The sequence below is a fragment of the Sphingomonas sp. genome (genome assembly GCF_029239295.1).
In the GTDB taxonomy this organism is placed as follows: Bacteria; Pseudomonadota; Alphaproteobacteria; order Sphingomonadales; family Sphingomonadaceae; genus Sphingomonas.
In genome coordinates this window covers 36,406-55,559 of the sequence record NZ_JAQZBC010000011.1, presented here as the reverse complement: position 1 = coordinate 55,559, position 19,154 = coordinate 36,406, and the positions used below count along the sequence as shown (strand labels likewise).

Annotated in this window: 16 protein-coding genes; 5 read left to right on the top strand and 11 right to left on the bottom strand. The window is 66.7% G+C overall.

Annotated elements, in window-relative coordinates; translation table 11 throughout:
• Positions 1-60: 60 nt before the first annotated feature.
• From K0S66_RS11650 to K0S66_RS11640, 3 genes are all read right to left on the bottom strand, one after another.
• Positions 61-1,035 (bottom strand): NADP-dependent oxidoreductase, encoded by a 975-nt coding sequence (locus tag K0S66_RS11650; RefSeq protein WP_301075569.1) that lies wholly within the window; start codon positions 1,033-1,035, stop codon positions 61-63.
• Positions 1,036-1,091: 56 nt separating this feature from the next.
• Positions 1,092-1,739 carry an NAD-dependent epimerase/dehydratase family protein gene (locus K0S66_RS11645; RefSeq protein ID WP_301075568.1) on the bottom strand — a complete coding sequence of 216 codons (648 nt, stop codon included), beginning with the start codon at positions 1,737-1,739 and terminating at the stop codon, positions 1,092-1,094.
• A gap of 71 nt (positions 1,740-1,810) precedes the next feature.
• The gene (locus K0S66_RS11640) at positions 1,811-3,286 is read right to left on the bottom strand and encodes an NAD(P)/FAD-dependent oxidoreductase (RefSeq protein WP_301075567.1); all 1,476 of its coding nucleotides are present in this window, start codon (positions 3,284-3,286) and stop codon (positions 1,811-1,813) included.
• 265 nt (positions 3,287-3,551) lie between these two features.
• Between K0S66_RS11640 and K0S66_RS11635 the strand changes: the two genes are divergently transcribed.
• The 3 genes from K0S66_RS11635 (at position 3,552) to K0S66_RS11625 (ending at position 6,110) form a co-directional block, all read left to right on the top strand.
• The gene (locus tag K0S66_RS11635) at positions 3,552-4,418 is read left to right on the top strand and encodes a glucose 1-dehydrogenase (protein ID WP_301075566.1); all 867 of its coding nucleotides are present in this window, start codon (positions 3,552-3,554) and stop codon (positions 4,416-4,418) included.
• Positions 4,419-4,449: 31 nt separating this feature from the next.
• Positions 4,450-5,388, top strand: a complete 939-nt coding sequence (locus tag K0S66_RS11630) for an SDR family NAD(P)-dependent oxidoreductase (RefSeq protein ID WP_301075565.1) — start codon at positions 4,450-4,452, stop codon at positions 5,386-5,388.
• A 131-nt stretch (positions 5,389-5,519) separates the two neighbouring features.
• Positions 5,520-6,110 carry an NAD(P)H-dependent oxidoreductase gene (locus K0S66_RS11625; RefSeq protein ID WP_301075564.1) on the top strand — a complete coding sequence of 197 codons (591 nt, stop codon included), beginning with the start codon at positions 5,520-5,522 and terminating at the stop codon, positions 6,108-6,110.
• Positions 6,111-6,165: 55 nt separating this feature from the next.
• Here the strand turns inward: K0S66_RS11625 and K0S66_RS11620 are convergent, their stop codons facing one another.
• Complete coding sequence (locus tag K0S66_RS11620) at positions 6,166-8,307, bottom strand: family 1 glycosylhydrolase (protein ID WP_301075677.1); 2,142 nt, start codon at positions 8,305-8,307, stop codon at positions 6,166-6,168.
• 210 nt (positions 8,308-8,517) lie between these two features.
• Between K0S66_RS11620 and glf the strand changes: the two genes are divergently transcribed.
• A complete protein-coding gene (gene glf, locus K0S66_RS11615; RefSeq protein ID WP_301075562.1) occupies positions 8,518-10,872 on the top strand; it encodes a UDP-galactopyranose mutase in 2,355 nt (784 codons plus the stop codon).
• 173 nt (positions 10,873-11,045) lie between these two features.
• Here glf and K0S66_RS11610 read toward each other — a convergent pair whose 3' ends face one another.
• The 4 genes from K0S66_RS11610 to K0S66_RS11595 form a co-directional block, all read right to left on the bottom strand.
• Positions 11,046-12,512: a DcaP family trimeric outer membrane transporter gene (locus K0S66_RS11610; protein ID WP_301075561.1), complete on the bottom strand. Its 1,467-nt coding sequence runs from the start codon at positions 12,510-12,512 to the stop codon at positions 11,046-11,048.
• 70 nt (positions 12,513-12,582) lie between these two features.
• Positions 12,583-13,113 carry an MOSC domain-containing protein gene (locus tag K0S66_RS11605; RefSeq protein WP_301075560.1) on the bottom strand — a complete coding sequence of 177 codons (531 nt, stop codon included), beginning with the start codon at positions 13,111-13,113 and terminating at the stop codon, positions 12,583-12,585.
• A 140-nt stretch (positions 13,114-13,253) separates the two neighbouring features.
• The gene (locus K0S66_RS11600; protein ID WP_301075559.1) at positions 13,254-13,997 is read right to left on the bottom strand and encodes a carbon-nitrogen hydrolase family protein; all 744 of its coding nucleotides are present in this window, start codon (positions 13,995-13,997) and stop codon (positions 13,254-13,256) included.
• 145 nt (positions 13,998-14,142) lie between these two features.
• Entirely contained in the window at positions 14,143-14,871 is a 729-nt protein-coding gene (locus tag K0S66_RS11595) for a hypothetical protein (protein ID WP_301075558.1), read from the bottom strand.
• Positions 14,872-15,012: 141 nt separating this feature from the next.
• On the opposite strand from K0S66_RS11595, the gene K0S66_RS11590 reads away from it, so the two are divergent.
• On the top strand, positions 15,013-17,475 hold the full coding sequence (locus tag K0S66_RS11590) for a zinc-dependent metalloprotease (protein ID WP_301075557.1): 2,463 nt from the start codon (positions 15,013-15,015) through the stop codon (positions 17,473-17,475).
• Positions 17,476-17,514: 39 nt separating this feature from the next.
• On the opposite strand, the gene K0S66_RS11585 is transcribed toward K0S66_RS11590, so the two are convergent.
• From K0S66_RS11585 to K0S66_RS11575, 3 genes are read right to left on the bottom strand one after another with little or no spacing between them, the layout of a single operon-like run.
• Positions 17,515-18,294, bottom strand: coding sequence for a sulfite exporter TauE/SafE family protein (locus tag K0S66_RS11585; RefSeq protein ID WP_301075556.1), 780 nt, complete (start codon positions 18,292-18,294; stop codon positions 17,515-17,517).
• A gap of 7 nt (positions 18,295-18,301) precedes the next feature.
• Positions 18,302-18,820 carry a rhodanese family protein gene (locus K0S66_RS11580; RefSeq protein ID WP_301075555.1) on the bottom strand — a complete coding sequence of 173 codons (519 nt, stop codon included), beginning with the start codon at positions 18,818-18,820 and terminating at the stop codon, positions 18,302-18,304.
• 4 nt (positions 18,821-18,824) lie between these two features.
• On the bottom strand, positions 18,825-19,142 hold the full coding sequence (locus tag K0S66_RS11575; RefSeq protein WP_301075554.1) for a metalloregulator ArsR/SmtB family transcription factor: 318 nt from the start codon (positions 19,140-19,142) through the stop codon (positions 18,825-18,827).
• Positions 19,143-19,154 lie beyond the last annotated feature (12 nt).

The following is a 19,154-nucleotide window of genomic DNA, read 5'->3' as shown; positions in this document are numbered from 1 at the left end:
CGCGCCCGCGCCACCGCCCGCCAGAGTGCCAGAGTGCCAGAGTGCCAGAGGGTCAGGGGGTCAGAGCGTCAGGACCGGTCGCCCGCGAAGCCCGCCTGCGCTCAGCACCTGTTGCGCAGCCGCGACCTCGCTCAGCGGGAACTCGGCCGCGACCCGCAGCTTGATCGTCCCATCCTCGACCCACCCGCGCAGCTGCTCCAGCCAGTCCGTGCGATCGAGCACCTTGCTCACCCACACCGGCTTCACCTGAATGCCGCGCTCGCTCTCCTTCGCCCAGCCGCGCACGGGCAGATACACGCCGCCGTCACGAAGCGCGCCGAACCCGCGCTCGCCCAGCAGCGCGGTGTCGAGCAGCGCGTCGGCGCCATCGGGAAACTGCTCTCGCACCGCGCCGGCAAAATCGTCGCTACGCGTGACCACGACGGTTGCGCCATAACCGCGAACCAGGTCGTGCTCCTCGGGCTTCGCGTCCGCCACCACGGTGATCCCGCGCCTGTTCGCAATGGCGATGGCATAATGGGCAAGCAGCCCCGCCCCGCCGCTGACCGCCAGCACTTGCCCCTTGGATAGGCCGGCGTTCTCCAGCGCGTACAGCGCAGTCAGGCCGTTCATCGGCAGGGTGGCGGCTTCGGTGATCGTGGTCGCCGCCGGTATCGGCACGACCGACACTTCGGGAACGACGATATAGGTCGCCTGCGCCCCACCTTCCGGTCGCGCCGGCATCACGGCTGCCATCACCTGATCGCCCACCGCGAGCCGCGACACGCCGGGGCCGACCGCCTCCACGACGCCCGCCGCATCCATCCCCGGCGTCAGCGGCCAGTGACCGTCCGGGCGGCCCGGATCGCGCCACGCCACATCGGTCGGATTGACCGCCGCCGCCTGCACCCGCAACCGCACCTCGCCAGCCGCCGGCGGGCGAACCGTTCGCGTCGCGATGCTGATCACCTCAGGGCCACCGATGCCCGAATAACTGACCGCCTTTGCCTCTACCGGTTGGATATCGCTGGGCGTGCCATGATCGTTCGTGGGCATGTTTCTCTCCTGTTTATGGTGATGGTCGGCATGGCCGTCGTTGCGGCGCCGCAGCTCTAACGACGGGCGAGGGCGCGGATCTCCGGCACATGATGCACGTAAACGCCCGGCGCCGTTTCGGTCGTAAGCTCGGCCATCGCCCCCGCGACAATATCCGCGTCCAACGCGGCGTAGCGGGCGAGACGACCCACCAGCAATGGGTTGAGCATCGGGGCAATCCGCTGCCCCAGAAACTCGGCCGGCCGACGGTCTGCGCGCGGCCCCAGCAAAAGGCTGGGACGCATGACATCCACCCGATCGAACCCGAGCGATCCAATCGCGGCTTCCACCTCGCCCTTGGTCGTCAGGTATAGGCCGCGCCCGCCCGCCCCGACCGAACTCACCAGGATGAACCGCGTCGCGCCGGAGCGGCGCGCCAGCCTGGCAAAGGCCAGGACATAATCATGGTCGACCCGGCGAAATGCATCGGGCGATCCAGCGGCGCGAAGCGTGGTACCAAGGCAGGAGATGCCCACCGTGGCAGGCGCCGCGGCCACGCCGCCCTGATCCGTTGAGAGCGCTTCGAAGTCGATCCGTCGCTCGCACGGCAGCGTCGGCGATCGCACCAGGCTGTCCAGCTCGACATCGGGGCGCCGCAGAAGACGCGCGGTCAGCAACCGGCCGATGAGGCCGGTGCCACCCGCCATGAGGATGCGTGCGGTCATCACCAAAGGCTAGGGACTGTCGCACCGGCTGTCACTGACGTTGCATCTCCCTGCTCAGCGCCTCCCCTGCCTCAGCGCCATACCCGCGCCGCAGCGCCCGCCGTCTCGCGCGCGGCAGGGGCATCGCCGATGGGCTCGCCGTCATCGGTCGTATCGCCGTCGCGTGTCTTGGGCGAGGCGCTCGTGCCATCCAGATCGTCCTCCTGCCAATGCCGCGCGCTTTCCGCCGGCTCGGTGATCAGCCGCGCGCGACGGCCAAAGGTCAGATAATCCCACAGCCAGTTGAAGCCGACGGCAAGGCGATTGCGTATGCCGATCAGGAAATACACATGCGCCACGCCCCACACGGCCCAGGCGGGAAAGCCCGTCAGCGTCAGCCGCGGGAACTGTACGACCGCCGCCTTGCGCCCGATCGTCGCCAGGTCGCCCTGATGGCGATAGACGAAGGATGCCGGGGCCGGTCGTCCCGCCGCCTCGGCAGCGATCGCTTCGCCGACATGACGGCCCATCTGCTTGGCAGCGGGCGCGATACCCGGCACGGGCTCGCCATCCGGCGTCGTCGCCGCGGCCGTATCCCCGACGACAAAGATCTCGGGCCGGCCCGGTAGGCTGAGGTCCGGGCTCACCTTTACACGCCCGGCCTTGTCCTTGTCGGCACCCAGCCAGCGCGCCGCATCCGAGGCGGCAACGCCCGCTGCCCAGACCACCGCGTCCACCGCGATCCGCCGCTTGCCTACCGTCACATGATCCGGGCCGATGTCGCTGACAGGCTCGCCCGTCATCACCTCGACTCCCCTGCGCTCCAGCGCACGGAGCGCATAATCGCTCAGTTCCTCCGGAAACGTCGCCAGCACGCGCTCGCCCGCTTCCACCAGGATGACACGCGACTGGGCGGGATCGACATGGCGGAAATCGCACGGCAGCGCCTCGCGCGCCATGTCGGCAATGGCGCCCGCCATCTCCACCCCGGTCGGGCCGCCACCCACCACCACAAAGGTGCAGGCTCCCTCGCCCGCCGTTTGCCCGGACGCGAGCTCGGCGCGCTCGAACGCCAGCAGGATGCGGCGGCGGATCTCGGTCGCATCCTCGATCCGTTTCAGCCCGGGCGCATGCGGCGCCCACTGGTCATTACCAAAATAGCCATGCGTCGCGCCGGTCGCGACGATCAGCCGGTCATAGGCGAAATCGCCCCCGCTGGTGCGCACCACGCGTTCTTCGGGATCAACATCCTCCACCTCGGCCATCAGCACCGTCAGATTGTCCTGGCCGGACAGGATCGCGCGGATCGGCCAGGCGATATCGGACGGCGCCAGGGTCGCGGTCGCGACCTGGTACAGCAGCGGCTGGAAACAATGATGGTTCTGGCGGTCGATCAACACCACCTCGACCGGCGCGCGGGCCAGCGCCTTGGCCGCTTCCACCCCGCCAAACCCACCGCCCAGGATCACGACGCGCAAGCGCCGATCCGGCGATCCGCCCTCACCTGCTCGGTAGGTCGCGACGCCATGCTGGTGCGCTGCGCTGCTGCTTGTGTGCGCTGCTGCCATGTCATTGCGAATACATCACGGCGCCACACGTTCCCGCCTGCAACCTGGATCAGGCGCAGGATCGCCGCCCCGTCGCCGCCCGGCCGCGCCATTGACTTGCATCGGCGCGATGAAATACCCCCGCTGAAAATAGGTCGAACGACTTAAATGCCGGTGTGAGCCGTGCGGGGAGGAAGCTGATGAGAAAGCTGCGCGAGCTTTTCGATGCGTCACGTCCGGGGCTCCCGGCGCGCCTCACCCGTCTCCGTCACGCGATCGAACGGCGATGAGCGCGCGCACCGCCTCGTCGCGGCTCGCCGGCAAGATCGCGCTGGTCACCGGGGGGTGCTCGGGCATCGGCCTTGGCATCGTGGAGCGGTTCGTCGCCGAGGGCGGGCGCGTCCTCGTGGCCGACGTGCAGGATGAAAAGGGCGCGATGCTCGCCCGCCGCTTTGGTGACAGCGTCGTCTACCAGCACTGCGATGTCACACGCGAAGAGGATATCGCCGCCGCCACCGCTGCCACGGCGTCCGCGCTCGGTGGACTGGATATCCTCGTCAACAATGCCGGCGCAGGCGGCACGCCGCACGGGCCGGCTGATATGACCGTGGACGGTTGGGACGCCACCATGGCCCTGCTGCTCCGCGCCCCCATGCTCGGCACCAAACACGCCGTGCCGCTGATGCAGGCGCGCGGCGGCGGCTCGGTGATCAACATCGCCTCGATCGCCGGGCTGGAGGCGGGCTGGGGCCTCGCTTATGGCGTGGCCAAGGCGGGCGTGATCCACCTTACCAAGCTCAGCGCGCCGCAACTCGCCGCCGCCAACATCCGCATCAACGCGATCTGCCCCGGCGTCATCGTTACGCCGATCTTCGGCATGTCGGTCGGGCTCAGCCGCGCCGCTGCCGATCAGATGACCGGCGAACTGACCGATGCGGCAGCGAAGATGCAGCCGCTGCGCCGCGCTGGCCGCCCGGAGGACATTGCCGCCGCCGCCTTGTATTTCGCCAGCGACGATGCGGCTTTCGTCACCGGCACGCATCAATTGGTCGACGGCGGGATTACCGTCGGACAGCGGATCAGCTGGGATGCGGAGGCGCTGCTGCCGATCCACCATACGTTGCTGGCGCACGCCCCGGACCTTCCGGCTTGAGCACCCACGGTCTGGGATCGCGTCTGCACAGGTGGCCGATGATCGACGGGCGCATCGCGCGGCAGATGCCATGATGCGCGACCTGACCGGCAAGGTGGCGGTGATTACCGGCGCCGCCAGCGGGATCGGCCTCGCGCTCGCGCGCGGGGCACAGGCGCGCGGCGCAAGGCTGGTGATCTCCGACATCCGCGCCGATGCGCTCGCCGATGCCGCGGCCGATCTGGCACGCGATGGCGAGGTCCTGGCGGTGCCGGCGGACGTCTCGAACTGGGCGGATGTCGCCGCCCTCGCCGATGCCGCGCATGATCGCTTCGGCGCGGTCAATCTGCTGGTCAACAACGCCGGCGTCTTCGCCAGCGGGCTGACGTGGGAGGTCAGCCTGGAGCAATATGACTGGGTCATCGGCGTCAACCAGCGCTCGGTGATCCATGGCATCAAGGCGTTCGTGCCGCGCATGATCGCTGGCGGGCACGACGCTCATGTCGTCACGATCGCGTCGGGCGCCGGGATCACCGTCAATCCCGGCTTCTGCTCCTATTCGATGACCAAACATGCGGTCGTCGCCCTTACCGAGGCGCTGTACCTCGATCTCCTGACGCAGCGCGTGCCAAACGTCGGGGTCACGATCGTGATGCCCGGCGTGGTTCAATCGAACATCATGTTCCCCGAAAAGACCGGCCACGCCGCGCTTCAGGACGAGTTGAAGGCACGGCAGGAGAATCCCGTGCTCGCCGCGCTCGAAGCGGTCATGCGCGCCGGGGTCGATGACGGCCTGCCCGTCGCGGAGCTGGTCAATCAGGTCTATGCCGCCGTCATGGCGCGTGACCTCTATGTCCTGCCCAATTTCACCGGTGACGCTTCGCAGGCACAGGCCCGCGCGATCGCCATGGGCCGCGTCACCGCCAGCGATCCGTATCCGGCACTCGTCGCGCCCTGGCTCCAGCAACCCACCACCCCGGGCGCCGCCTGACCGCGTAATCCAGACACCCCGCCCCTCGCCGTAGCGTCGCGTGCCCCTCACCGCGACGCCCCGAGCATCGCGGGTCAAGACATCCCTCCGACGGCCTGATAGCGTGGCGGTTTCATCACGGGAGTGTCGCGATGGCCGACCGCATTCTGATCTTCTACGGCTCCTACCGCTCCGATCGACAGGGCATCCGCCTGGCCGACTATCTTGTCCGCGCCTTTGCCGATCGCGGCGCCGATGCAGAGCTGATCGACGCCAAGGCGATCGGCCTCCCGATGCTCGACCGCATGTACAAGGAATATCCGAAGGGCGAGGCGCCGGCGGCGCTGGAGACGCTCGCCGGCAAGATCCGGGCTGCCGACGCCTTCGTCTTCGTGACGGGCGAGTATAATTGGGGCCAGCAGCCGGGCCTCAAGAATTTGACCGACCATTTCCTGGAGGAATGGTATTGGCGGCCCGCCGCCATCGCCAGCTATTCGGCCGGCCGCCTCGCGGGCGCGCATGCCAGCGTGGCGTGGCACGGCACCCTCACCGAAATGGGTATGGTCGTGGTGTCGAGCACGCTGGCGGTGGGCAGTATTGGCCGCGCGCTGGATGGCGACGGCCAGCCGACCGGCGACGGCGGCGCCTCGCTGGAACGCGCCTTTCCGCGCTTCGCCGACGATCTCGCCTGGTGGACCGCCGCCGCGCGCGAGCAGCGCGCCCGCGCCGAACCACCGTATTGAGGACCAAGTGCACGTGACGAGGGCGCCTGCTGTGCGCCGTCGGGCCGCCCCACGCTCATGACGCTTTCTGTTGTGCGAGCTGTGCGCGCCAGCCGCGGGCGAATGCCGCTAGCGCCTGGTCGAGCGGCGGCATCGGTGATCCGCGGCGGCTGGAAAGTGAAACATTCCCCGGCCGCACAGCGCGCCAGCCCAAGGTGTCGCCGGGCACTGCGTCGATCAATGAGGGCGGCAAACCGCATGCCTCGGCGATCCGCCGCGCAAACTCACTCCAGCTAACGGCGCTGCCACTGGTAAGATGCCAGAACCCACCTTCGCGATCGATCGCCAAGTCGAGCACCGCGTCGGCGAGATGGGGAACGTAACTGGGCGAGACGATCTGGTCCGAAGCTGCCCGAAATCGCTCGCCCCGCTGCAACGCATCGGCGACAGCCCAGGCGAAATTGTAGCGATCGTCGGGCGAGAAGAACGCCGCCGTCCGGACGACCAGATGGGTTCCGCCGAGCATGGCGATCGCCTGCTCCGCAACGGCTTTGCTTCGCCCATACACGTTACGCGCCGCGGGTTCGTCATCCTCGGCATATCCACCCCCCGGCCTCCCCCCGAATACCAGGTCACTGGAAAAGGTGATCGTTGTGACGCCTCGCTCGTCACAGGCGGCAGCCAGCGCGATTGCGCCATTGGTATTGGCTGCGAAACACGCGTCTGCCTGATCTTCGGCGTCGTCGACGCGGACCCATCCGCTCGCGTTGATCACGGCCCATGTTTGATACCGATCGAGAGTCCGCTCGATCATCTCACGACTGTCCAGCGACATCTGCCGGCGATCCGTGAGCACGAACGGTAGATTGCGGTGCCCGCAAGCGCGGGCCAGCGCCTGCCCCAACGTACCGGTCGCACCGCAGATCAGGATCGATGCGGATTGGCGCTCGGTGCACGGACCAGGGCTACGCGCGGCAAACGGTGCAGGTCTGGGAACCGCGGCATGCGCAAATCGGACATCTCGCTGCCACCAGCCTCTGCTCGTGGCGACCGGATTGATCCGGTCTCCGGCCGCCAGTGCTGGCAACATGCTCGCCATCGCGGTTGCCCGCGGAACCCCGCTATTCGCGTCGAACACACCGGGCTCGTAGACTCCTGGCGCAGTGAGCAGGGTATTCCAACCGGAGCTTCCGAACAGCGCCCAGCTCGTCACTGCACGGATGTCGACCCCCGTCTTCGCCAGCTCGGACGCGATGTCCCAGGCTTGCCGCATCCACCGCATCTGCTCGTCGCGAGTGCAACCGTTGTGTACTTCGGTGACGGCCAGCGGAATACGATAGCGTGCCCACGCCTCCGATAAAGCGCCGGCGAGGCCCTGCGGCGCCGGATCGAGCACGCGGATGGCGGCAACGTCGACATATTGGTCGCGACCGTTCCCCCCCACGGGCTCGTTCTCATAAAGCTCGGTACGATGATCGAGGAAGCGGTCGCTGGTCAGGTAATGATTGACGCCAATGACATCCGGCTGACAGGGACTGTCGGCGATGGCGCGCAGGCGATCCCCCAGCCCGAAACGCGACAGTCGTTCGAACAGTGGATGATGCTGGGTCACTTTGCCGCACAACAGATCCCAGCCAGCCCAACGGCGCATATTGTCGAACGCCGCCTGCTCCCGCAACGAAGCGGTCGCATAGGTCCGTCCGAGATCGTCGGTCTGGACAAGTCGCGCTGCCGAATTCACCACCCGCACTTCAGACATCGCCAGCCGGGTCGCGTCGATCTGGTTCAGCAACACCAGCCAGAACATCCGCTCGTCTCGGGTGTGTGGATACCAATGCCCGTAAAGCGCCGAGAAGCGCGCGGTCGTGATCGGCTCGTTGATCGGCGTCCAGTCAGCAATCCAGGGGTAGCGCTCCGCCGCGGCGCGGGCATGCGACGCCAGCCCTGGCGCGAAAGTGTGCTGCGTAAGGTCGGTGTAACGCGGGCCGCTGCCGTGATGCACGAGGCCCCCGATGACGCGCACTCCGTGGCCATGCAGCTGACTCAGCCGATCGTCGGTCCACGACCAGTCGCCTTCGTCGGGATGATCGGGGGAAATGCGTTCCCAAAGGATGGGATAGCGAACCGCCGACATGCCAAGTTGCGCGATTAGCTCAACGTCGCCGGGCCGAGTGTCATGTCCGCTGGCGCGGAGTTGATCACGCCACCCATTCCCCACGCGATTCACGGTGCATTCGACACCACCCCAAAGTTCCACAGCGCTTCGTCCCCGTGCTGCGTTCGCAACAAGTCGCGAGTCAAACTTAAACAAAACGGAAAATGATTCGTTGCGGAAGAAACGACTAATCTACGTTGTGTTTCAACGACTTACTGGAACAAGAGCAACGATGCGAGGGTTTTTCTGACTTCGGTAGCAAGGGGCCTCGGAATGCAGCAGCAACTCCCGCCGGTGTCATTAAACCCGATCAGTTTTCCTTTCGACACCGTGTTGATCTGCTTCTCCCACCTGCGATGGAACTTCGTGGTTCAGCGCCCGCAGCATTTGATGAGCCGTTTCGCACGCTCCATGCGTGTACTGTTCTGGGAAGAGCCAGTTCGAGTGGAGGGGCTTGAGGCTGCGCGGCTGGTTGTGGAAATCTGCCCCGCGACGGGGGTGGAGGTGATCGTTCCCCAACTTGCCGCCGGGGGGGATCCCGAGAACGAGACCGCCGTGCTTCGTCAACTCCTCGAGACGCTCGGCCTGGACGCCGTTCGACCGGTCATCCGCTGGTACTACACCCCCATGATGCTGCCCTTCTCAGATGGGCTGCGGGCGGCCTGTACGGTTTACGACTGTATGGACGAGCTGGCGAACTTCAATCAGGCACCTCCCGAACTGCTCGGACTTGAACAACAGCTTCTTGAACGGGCTGATCTCGTCTTCACCGGCGGCTACAGCCTCTACGAAGCAAAGCGCGACCGTCACCCCAGGGTTCACCCGTTTCCATCCAGCGTTGACGTGGCGCACTTCTCCACCGCGCGGCAGGTCGGGCGCGAACCATCGGATCAAGCAGCGTTGCCACGTCCCCGGCTCGGATTTTTTGGGGTGGTGGACGAACGAATGGATCTGGATCTGCTCGCCGGCCTTGCCGACGCGCATCCAGACTGGTCGATCGTGATCGTCGGCCCAGTAGTCAAGATCAGCGAGGCAGACCTGCCACGTCGGTCGAACCTGCACTTCATGGGGGGCAGGAGCTATTCCGATCTGCCCAGCTACCTACGCGGCTGGGACGTTGCGCTGATGCCGTTCGCGATCAACGACGCGACGAGATTCATCAGCCCGACCAAGACGCCCGAGTATCTGGCGGGTGGCTGCCCGGTTGTCTCGACGCCGATCCGCGATGTCGTCCGCCACTACGGTGATGTTCCGGCAGTCAGAATAGCCGCCGATCTGCCCGGCTTCGTCACCGCGTGTGAGGAAGCGCTCGCGGTGGCGCGGGATAGTGAATGGCTGCGCGAGATCGACGCGCTGCTCGCCCGGGGCAGCTGGGACCAGACACACGGTCTCATGGCCGCGCTGGTCGAGGAAGTGCTGATCAGAGCCAGCCGGGTGCAGCCGATTGTCTCGCCCACCACCTGGCCCGCCGGCCCCGCGCAGCGCTATGACATAATGGTCGTTGGTGCTGGGTTTGCCGGCGCAGTCATGGCGGAGCGGCTCGCCTCAGAATCCGGGAAAAAGGTGTTGGTGGTCGATCGCCGGCCGCACATTGCCGGCAATGCCTATGACCGTGTCGATGATGCCGGCATCCTTATCCACCAATATGGTCCGCACATCTTCCACACCAATTCGGCGCATATCTTCGACTATCTTTCGCTTTTCACCAGCTGGCGGCCATATGAACATCGCGTGCTGGCTGACCTCGGCGGGAAGCGGGTGCCGATGCCGATTAACCGTACGACCCTCAATTTGCTTTATGGCTTGAACCTGCAAACTGAGACCGAGGCGGAGTCGTTTCTGGCTGCTCGCGCGGAGCCCATCGCGACTGTCCGAACCTCGGCCGACGTCGTTATCTCGGCCGTCGGCCGTGATCTCTACGAGACCTTCTTCCAAGGCTACACGCGCAAGCAATGGGGCATGGACCCCAGTGAACTCGACAAATCCGTGACCGCTCGCGTGCCGACACGTACCAACACCGACGACCGCTATTTCACGGACAGCTTCCAGGCGATGCCTGCCGAGGGCTATACGCGGATGTTCGAGCGGATGCTGGACCATCCGAACATCGACCTGCTGCTCGGCGTCGATTACGTGGAAGCGCGCGAGGCCTATCCACACGATCATCTCGTCTTCACCGGTCCGATCGACGAATATTATGGGTATCGCTACGGCAGGTTGCCCTATCGTTCGCTGCGCTTTGAGCATCGGACAATCGACACGACACAGTTCCAAGAAGTCGCCGTGGTTAATTATCCCGACGAAAGCGTCGCGCACACCCGCGTTACCGAATACAAGCATCTCACCGGTCAGCAATCGCCCCGGACCAGCGTAACCTACGAGTATCCGAGCAGCGAAGGCGATCCTTATTACCCGATTCCGCGTGAGGAAAATCGGGCGTTGTTTAAACGATACGAGGCGCTGGCGCTGGCCGAGACGGATGTGACCTTCGTCGGCCGGCTCGCCACTTACCGCTACTACAATATGGATCAGGTCGTCGGCCAGGCGCTCTCCACCTATCAGCGGATCGCTGAAAAGTTCGCCCCCAATGCCGACCCGCTACCCTCGACCGCCACTGTCGCCGCCTGAGCCGTCGATCCTTCCTCGCACCTGTGCTGAGCGGCACAGGGAGCTGGAGGCGGACGCTATTGTCGGCTCATATGTTGCCCCGGCTTCTGCACCGTTGCGATCGCAGACCTGCGCCTGGGCGAACAATCTCGCGCGAAATCGCCCCGGCGTCGCGCGCGAACGGATCGAATGTGTCAGCGGACCAGATCGTACTTCAGGCTGACCTGAAGGCGTACCGCGTCGGCATCCTGCCCGTTCTGCAACCCATGGCGTCCGTAAAGGCCCTCCCCGCCGAGCGAGAAATTGGGGCTCAGCTGATAGATCAGGTTGGCCGCGACATATCGGCTGGACCGAAAGGCGGTGGTCGGCAGCAGCGCGTCATCGTCCAGCTTCAGCACACCGCCCGCGATGTTCGACCGCCAGCTCGCATCCCAATGATGCGTGTACCCGTAAAAGCCGCCGTAGCTCTTAAGGGTATGTACCTTGCCGTCCGGTCCTACCACGCCATCATAGGTCGTGCCGCCAAGGTCGTTGAAATAGCGGGCGATCCCCTCGCCATAGGCGAAACCGCCCATCATGAAATCGCCTTCCACCTTGAGCAGCCCGGTCAGCGCAAGTCCGTAGGCAAAGCTGCTGTCGTCAGTCTCGTTCAGTCGATAGCCGATCCGCCGCACGACCGCCGCCGCCGCCTGCACATGGCCCCAGTCACGCTGGACGCGCACGGCCCCGACGATATCGGGCATGGGTTGGTCGTCGGTGGCGCCGGCGGGCAAGGTCAGGTCGGACGAAGGGTTCTCGATCGAGACCGTCGCGGTCCACCCGCTGCCCAGTTTGAAAATCTGCCGCAACGTCGCCACGCGCAGGATCAACGCCGCGTTCGGCCCTTCGTCGTCGAGCGTTTGCGGCAGCGCATCCGCATCGATGAACGCGCTCCACCCATAGCCGGCATAGGTGTTGCCGACCTGCCCGTGCGCCTGCCGCAGATGGAAATCGGTGTCGCCCGAATTGCCGTAGAAGTCGTTCTCCAGGTAGAAACGCAGCCCGCCCAGGCTGCTCGGCCGGCGAATGTCCAGGCTGAACCGCGTCGCATTGGCGTTGATGGTGGCGTTCTTCCCCTCGCGTGAATCGACCGGGATGGACGATGTGACAAAGGTGTCGCGGTTACCCACCGGATTGAAATCATAGATCCCGTTGACCTTGGCAAAGCCGCCCAGCCTGATCATCGTCTCGGTGCCGGGAATGGCGAAGAAGCCGCGCAGGTTCGGGTTGTTGGGCGGCGCCTCGGTGTCGGCGCGGGCCACGCCGGTCAATTCGTCGTTGAAGGTTTCGCGCGTTGGTCCGCGGCTCGCCGGGGCGCTCCGGCCCGATCCGGCGTCGCCAGAGGGCGTGAGCGGCGCGGGCGTCAGGACATTCTGTGCCAGCCGCGGGCTTGCGGCGGGTGCGGCGCTGGAGGATGGCGCGGCCGCGCTTGCCGCCGGGCTGGTGCGTTGCGCCGTCTCCTGCCGCAATAGCGTCTTCAGTTCGGTCACCGACTGCCGCAGCTCGCGAACCTCGGCCTGCAAAGCCTCGAACGCTTCCGGCGACGGGCTCGCAACGGTTTGTGCCTGACACTCCCCGCAGATCGGATCCAGGCGAAAGGTGACGCCGCCCTGATGGCGCATAAATTGGTATATCTACGATGCACGGCTTGGCCGAACGCTGACGGTCTCAGACTGCGGCGCAAAGCCCGCGTCAGACCCGCTCCAGCGGCAAATGAGGAAGCGACGGCAGCACGACGTCAATCGGGTCGCCGGGGCGGATCATCCCCCCTGCTTTCACGATGGTCATTATACCGGCTTTGCGGATCACCTCGTTGTTCGGTCCGCGATCCAGCACAGCGGCGAGCAGCCCGGGCTGGAACCGCTCGATCTGAGCGCACGGGTTTCGCAAACCGGTCACTTCCAACTCCACGTCACAACCGATCCGAAGCAAGGCATGCCTCGGCAGGGCGAGTAGATCGATGCCCATTGTGGTGACGTTCTCGCCAAGGTCGGCGGGTCCGACGTTGAAGCCCTTCGCTCGAAGCTCCTCGAACAGTTCGCTTTGTATCAAGTGCACCTGCCGGAGGTTCGGCTGTGTCGGGTAAACCGCCACGCGCGATCGGTGCCTGACCGTGATGCCTTCGTGAGCGTCGCCGAGCACGCCCAGCCCCGCCATCACCTCGATCTCTGGTGCGGTCTGCTTGGAGAACCGATGGACATTGTCGCGAGCGACCGCGCACACTTGGGGTTCCGACATCCAACCCTCCCGAGCTGGAATCTAGGCGGGCCGCCCGATGTCCGCAATCGGGCGCCCACAGACTACCCGCTTTCGCTATGGCGGTCAGGAATGGCAGTGGCTGGGTGAAAGGCGTCCGGCCAGTTTCATACTTTCCCGGACCGAAGCTGCCGTTCTGGCATGTCATAGATCGCCACCGCCGCGCTGTGCTCCGGCACGCGCGCGACCACGTCGCCGTCTGGCGCCACGATCGCTGTGCATCCGTAGCTCAGCAAATCACCGGACGTGCCGGTCACATCAGAGGAAACGATCCAGCACCCGGTTTCGCGAGCTCGGTTGGTGAGGTTCGCGAGGCTTTTTGCACGCCATCGCTCCGCCGTGGCGGGTGGCAGCATGTTGTTGAGCGGGTAGAGGATCAATTCGGCACCCTGCTGCGCCAGCTGTTTGGCGGCATCGGGATGGTTGGCATCGTTGCAAATGTTGATGCCATAGCGCGTTCCGGACTTCACGAACGTGGGGAAGGAGTGACCGGCCGTCACTCCCGGCTCATTGGGATGCGCCTTGGAATAGCGTCCGGTGATCTGCCCGTGCTCGATGACGAACGCGCTGTTGAATATGCGCGGGGGATCAACATCGAAGGCGCCAACCACCACCGTCACCGGGAACGCGGCCACCCGTTCGCACAATCCGCGCAGGGCGGTGCGGGACGCTTCGTGCGCGCGGGAATAGATCGTGTCGGGATCGTAGGAGTGGCCCAGCAGGAACGCCTCCGGAAAGACGATCAGATCAACCGCCTGATCCATGGCCCAGCGCACACGCTGAACGATCTCCGCGCACGCGCCGGCTGCATCGTCGGCAACGGCGTGGCACTGGACGGCAGCGATGCGCATACCGCACCCTACCCGCGCTCAAGGTCATGACGAAGTGCGGCTTTCGGGGTGCGGTAAACGGTTTGAATGTCGAACGGACGTCTCCCGTCAGTCCGCCCCAATGAGCGCGCCCACCTTGCCCCGCGCGCTCGTGCATCCCGGCAGGCTACTCGGCCCATATCGCCTCGAAGCTCTTCCCCTCCCGCATCTCGGCCAGCCGGCTGTAGAACCCCTTCCGCCCCGTACGATCCAACCACGTGGCGACCGCCACCTTGGCCTGCGCGTAATGCCGGGTCAGCTGATCGGGCGGGACGGCGAAGAAGCTGTCGGCGCTACCCCTCTCCTCGATCCGCCCACCGCCGGCCGCACCGGCCGCCTCGGGGTGATCGAACGCCGGTCGATGGTCGACCTGCATCGCCGCGCCTTCGTCGAACCACACCGGCATCTGGCGCCAGCGTGTCCAGAAGCCGACACGATCGGCGATCTCCGCGTGAAGCAGTTCGTGGGCATAAACGTCGACGCCGCGGCCATCGGGACCCAGCACGATACAGCTGCGGCCGGGCAGGAAATCGGTTGAACCGAAACTGTTATAGGAAAATGGCCACAGGGCATCCGCCCGGCTGAGGTGAACGATCACGGGCTCGGCGCGCGCCGGGCCGTAGGTCGTGGCGATGCGGCGCAGCGCCGCCGCGCGGTCGTCGACAACGGCGCGGCGGGCGACGCCGGACAGGCCGGCATCGGCCAAGCTGCCGTCCGCCAGCCGTTCGAGCGGCATCGCGCCCAGCACTGCGCAGGCCGCCGCGTGCGGCCGCGCGGCTGCCAGCGCAACCGGCGCCAGCAGGAAAAGCGCCGGCAGAATGACGAACCGGGTCGGACGAGGGGGAAATCGCGCCATTGCTACGCCTCATGGCGGGACGGGAGCGACGACATGAGGCTGCCCCCGCCACCCTGTCAAATCGACGGGGGCACCCGGGCGACGGCGCCCTCCCCTTGCGACGGGCCCGCCCATCCGGCACCACGGCCGGCAGGGGGAAATATGATCCGTAACGCTATCGCCGTCAGTGCTCTCTTGCTGTTGTCCCAGGCCGCGGTGGCGCAGCGCCCGGCTGGCGGTGCCGCGCAGGGCAGCGATCCCCGCGCAGGTACGCAGCGGCTCGACGGGCTGCTTCCGCTCCATGTCGATCGCAAGGGCGGTCGTATCCTCCTGTCGCTCCCCGCCCCGGCGCCTGATGGCGTGGCCGCGCGGCTGCTATACACCACTGCGCTGCGCACCGGGCTTGGCTCGGCGCCGATCGGGCTCGATCGCGCGCAGCCAGGGCCGGCACAGGCGTTGGTCATCCGCCGACTGGGCAAGAAGGTGGCGTTCGAACTGGCCAACCCGCGCTTCCGCGCCACCGGCGCGTCGGCGGCCGAGCAGGCCGCCGCCAGCGACGCCTTTGCCACTTCCACTTTGTGGCTGGGCGATGCCATCGACGCCGCGGACGGCACGCTGCTGGTCGACATCGCGCCCTTTCTGGCGCGCGATACGAAGGGGATCACCGCGCAGCTCAACAGCGGCGGGGAAAAGGGCTGGAAGCTGGTCGATGCGCTCAGCGCCGCTGACACCAACAATGTCCGCGCCTTTCCGCTGAACTTGGAATTCGAGGCGCGGCAAACCTACGCCAGCGAAACGCCGGGGGCGGAGGTGCGCAACATCGCGCCCGATCCCCGACAGGTCACGCTGGTGGTGCGTCACAGCTTCATCGCCATGCCGCCCGCGGGCTATGTCAGCCGCGCGTTCGATCCACGCGGTGGCAGCTTCGCCACGCAAGTGCTTGATTTCGGCGCGCCGCTGGGCGGGCAGATCGTGCAGAACCTCGCCAATCGCTTTCGGCTGGAACGGGTCGATCCCGCCGCGCCGCGCTCACGCGTGAAGAAGCCGATCGTCTTCTACATCGACAATGCCGCGCCAGAGCCGATCCGCACCGCGCTGCTCGAAGGCGCGTCATGGTGGAAAACCGCCTTCGAAGCCGCCGGCTTCATCGACGCCTATCGCGTGGAAATCCTGCCCGCGGACGCCGATCCGCTCGATATCCGCTACAATGTCGTCAACTGGGTCAATCGTGCGACGCGCGGCTGGTCCTATGGCTATGCCGTGTCCGATCCGCGCACGGGTGAGATCCTGAAGGGATCGGTGCTGCTCGGGTCGCTGCGCGTGCGACAGGATATGCTGATCTACGAAGGGCTGGTGGGCGCCGGCCGCACCGGGACGGGCGGTCCTAACGATCCGGCCGTCGTGGCGCTGGCCCGCATTCGCCAGCTCGCCGCGCATGAGGTCGGCCACGCGCTCGGATTGCAGCACAATTTTGCCGGCAGCACGCAGGCGCGCGCCTCGGTGATGGATTATCCCGCGCCGCGGATCGGCCTGGTCGATGGCGCGCCCGACCTGTCGGACGCTTATGGTGTCGGTCTGGGCGCGTGGGACGATTATGCGATTGACTGGCTCTACGGTGATCCCGCCAGTGCCGATCCCGACGCGGCCGCGCGGTCGAAGGCGGCGGAGGCTGAGCGCCGCGGCCTGCGCTTCGTCTCCGATGAAAACGCCCGTACGGCGTCGGCGTCTCAGCCGTGGGGCAGCCTGTGGGACGATGGCGCCGATCCGGTCGCTGAGCTGGGCCGGATGATGGAGGTGCGCACCGCTGCGCTCGCGCGCTTTGGTCCCGGCGCGCTCGCCGCAGGGGAGCCGGTCGCGGCGCTGCGTCGAAAGTTCGTGCCGATCTGGCTGCTCCACCGCTACCAGGTCGAGGCAGCGGGCAAGCTGCTCGGCGGCGCGCTGTCGACCTATGCGGTGGCCGGCGGCGCGGGCGATGCGAGCGCTGCGGTGGCAGTTGACGGTGCCGCGCAACACCGCGCGCTGGACGCCCTCCTCGCAACGCTCGACCCTGCCGTGCTGGACGTGCCGGAGGCGCTGATCGCGCCCTTGTCTGCCGGCTGGTCGGGTGACCGCGACCGCCAGACCGATATCGAGGTGATGCGCACGGCCGGCAGCGCCGTGTTCGATCCGCTAGTGGCGGCAGAGGTCGCGGCGGAGATCAGCCTCGCCGCGCTGCTCGCGCCGGAACGGCTTGCCCGGCTCGCCGATCAGCACCGCCGTGATGCCGCGGTGCCTGGCCCGGCGCTGCTCGCCAGCCGCTTGCTGGCGACCGCCAGTGCGGCGGCGCCCAATGCCAGGCTGGCGGCGGTGCGCCGCGCGGTCGGCACCCGCATCGTCCTGAACCTTGCCCGCGCGGCTGCGGCGCCGGCCAGCGGCACCGATGCTGCCACCACAATCGACCAGGCGCTTGCCGAATGGGCGGCGGCGCAGTCCGGGCGGCGCTTCGCCAATGCAGAGGACCGCGCCTGGGCGCTCGCCACTGCGCGGCTGCTCGGCAATCGGGACGCGCTGGCTGAGGCGCTGCGCGACAGCACGAACGAGGTGACGGTGCCGCCGGGCATGCCGATCGGCGCTGATCAGGGATGATGTGATCGCCGCAGCCGCGCGCTGCCCGGCGTTGGCCGGTCAGAGCGAGGTGGCCGCGATATATCCGCCGATCAGGATCACCAGGCCGGCGAAACCCCGTTCGAGCACGCCCTTCCGCGCGCCAAGCACCTTGCCCAGCGCAATGCCGGCGGTTGTCCCGCCGACCCCGCCGGCGATCAGCAGCCCGGTCACGCTCCAGTCGACCAGGCCTGACGCGGCGTAGGATAGCGCGGTGGTCAGGCCGAGCGCGCTGACCACCACCAGCGACGTGCCGATCGCGTAGGGAAGCGGCATGGCGGTGGCGAAGATCAGTCCGGGCACGATCAGGAACCCGCCGCCGATCCCGAAGAAGCCCGCCGCCAGTCCGACGAGCATTCCGGTGGGTATCAATCGCGGCAGTAGGGTAGCCGCAGTGTTGCTGGCCAGCCGTACATCGGGCGCGGCCGGTTTTCTCCGCTTGCGCACCATGGACAGGCCGACACCGATCATCAGTAGGCCAAACAGCGCCAGCAATTTGTCCCCGTCCACGGATTTGCCCAGCGCGGCTCCCAGCGCCGCGCCGATCATGCCGGCCACCGCGAACACGCTCGCGCACGGCCACTTCACGCGCCCGCCGCGCGCATGGCCGACCAGGCTCGCCAGCGCATTGGCCGCCACCGCCACTGCCGCGGTGCCGATCGCCACATGGGGCGATGCAATACCAACGACATAGACCAGCAGCGGCACGGCCAGGATCGACCCGCCACCGCCCACCAGTCCCAGGATCAGGCCGATCGCCCCTCCGGAAACGAGGGCCGCAAGGATAGTGGCCGTGGTCATGACTGGATCAGGATGCCGTGTTGCGGTTCCACGGCATGATCCGAAGCAGGTTCGCCATGCCGCACCATCCAGTCACCCCGGCAACCATCAGTCCCGCGCCCACGAACATCGACAGGCCGAAGAAGCCCGGTGCGACAAACAGGCCCAGCAGCGCCCCGATCAGGACCAGCGCGCCGGCCGTGATCTGTACCTGACGCATGATCTCGATCGGATGCGAGCGATCGGATGCGGTGGGTAGGCCGGCGTTGCGCCAGGCGTCGATCCCACCGTCCAGGATATAGGCCTGACAGTCGCCCGCAGCGGCGCGCAGCCGGGCGGCGTTGCCCGCAGTCCGCATCCCGGACTTGCAGTGGAACACCACGGGACGCGCGTCATGCGGCAGCGTATCGATCCGGTCGAGCGGCAGGTTGGCGGCGCCCGGAATGCGCTCACGCGCATGTTCGTCGGCCCCGCGAATGTCGATCAACCGCGCCCCTGCCGCGACCATGTCGCGCGCGTCGGCCGGAGAAAGGGTGGCAAGCGTCATTTCATCAGTCCTTGCAATAAAGCTGGTAGAGGGTGGCGAGCAGCGTTTCGACGCGCGGGTCGGCGATGGCGTACCAAAGCGTCTGGCTCTCGCGCCGGTAGCGCACGAGCCCTTCGGCCCGCATTTTCGCCAGATGCTGCGAACAGGCTGACTGCGACAGGCCCACGTCGCGCGAGAGATCTCCCACGGTCATTTCGCCATGCTCGACCAGCTTGCACAGCAGCATCAGCCGCCGCGCGTTGCCGATCGCCTTCAGCGTGTCGGCAACGTCGGTCGCTTTCGTCTCGAACGTCGCCAGGTCCATCGGCGGCTTCAGCATCATCACTTCCATTAG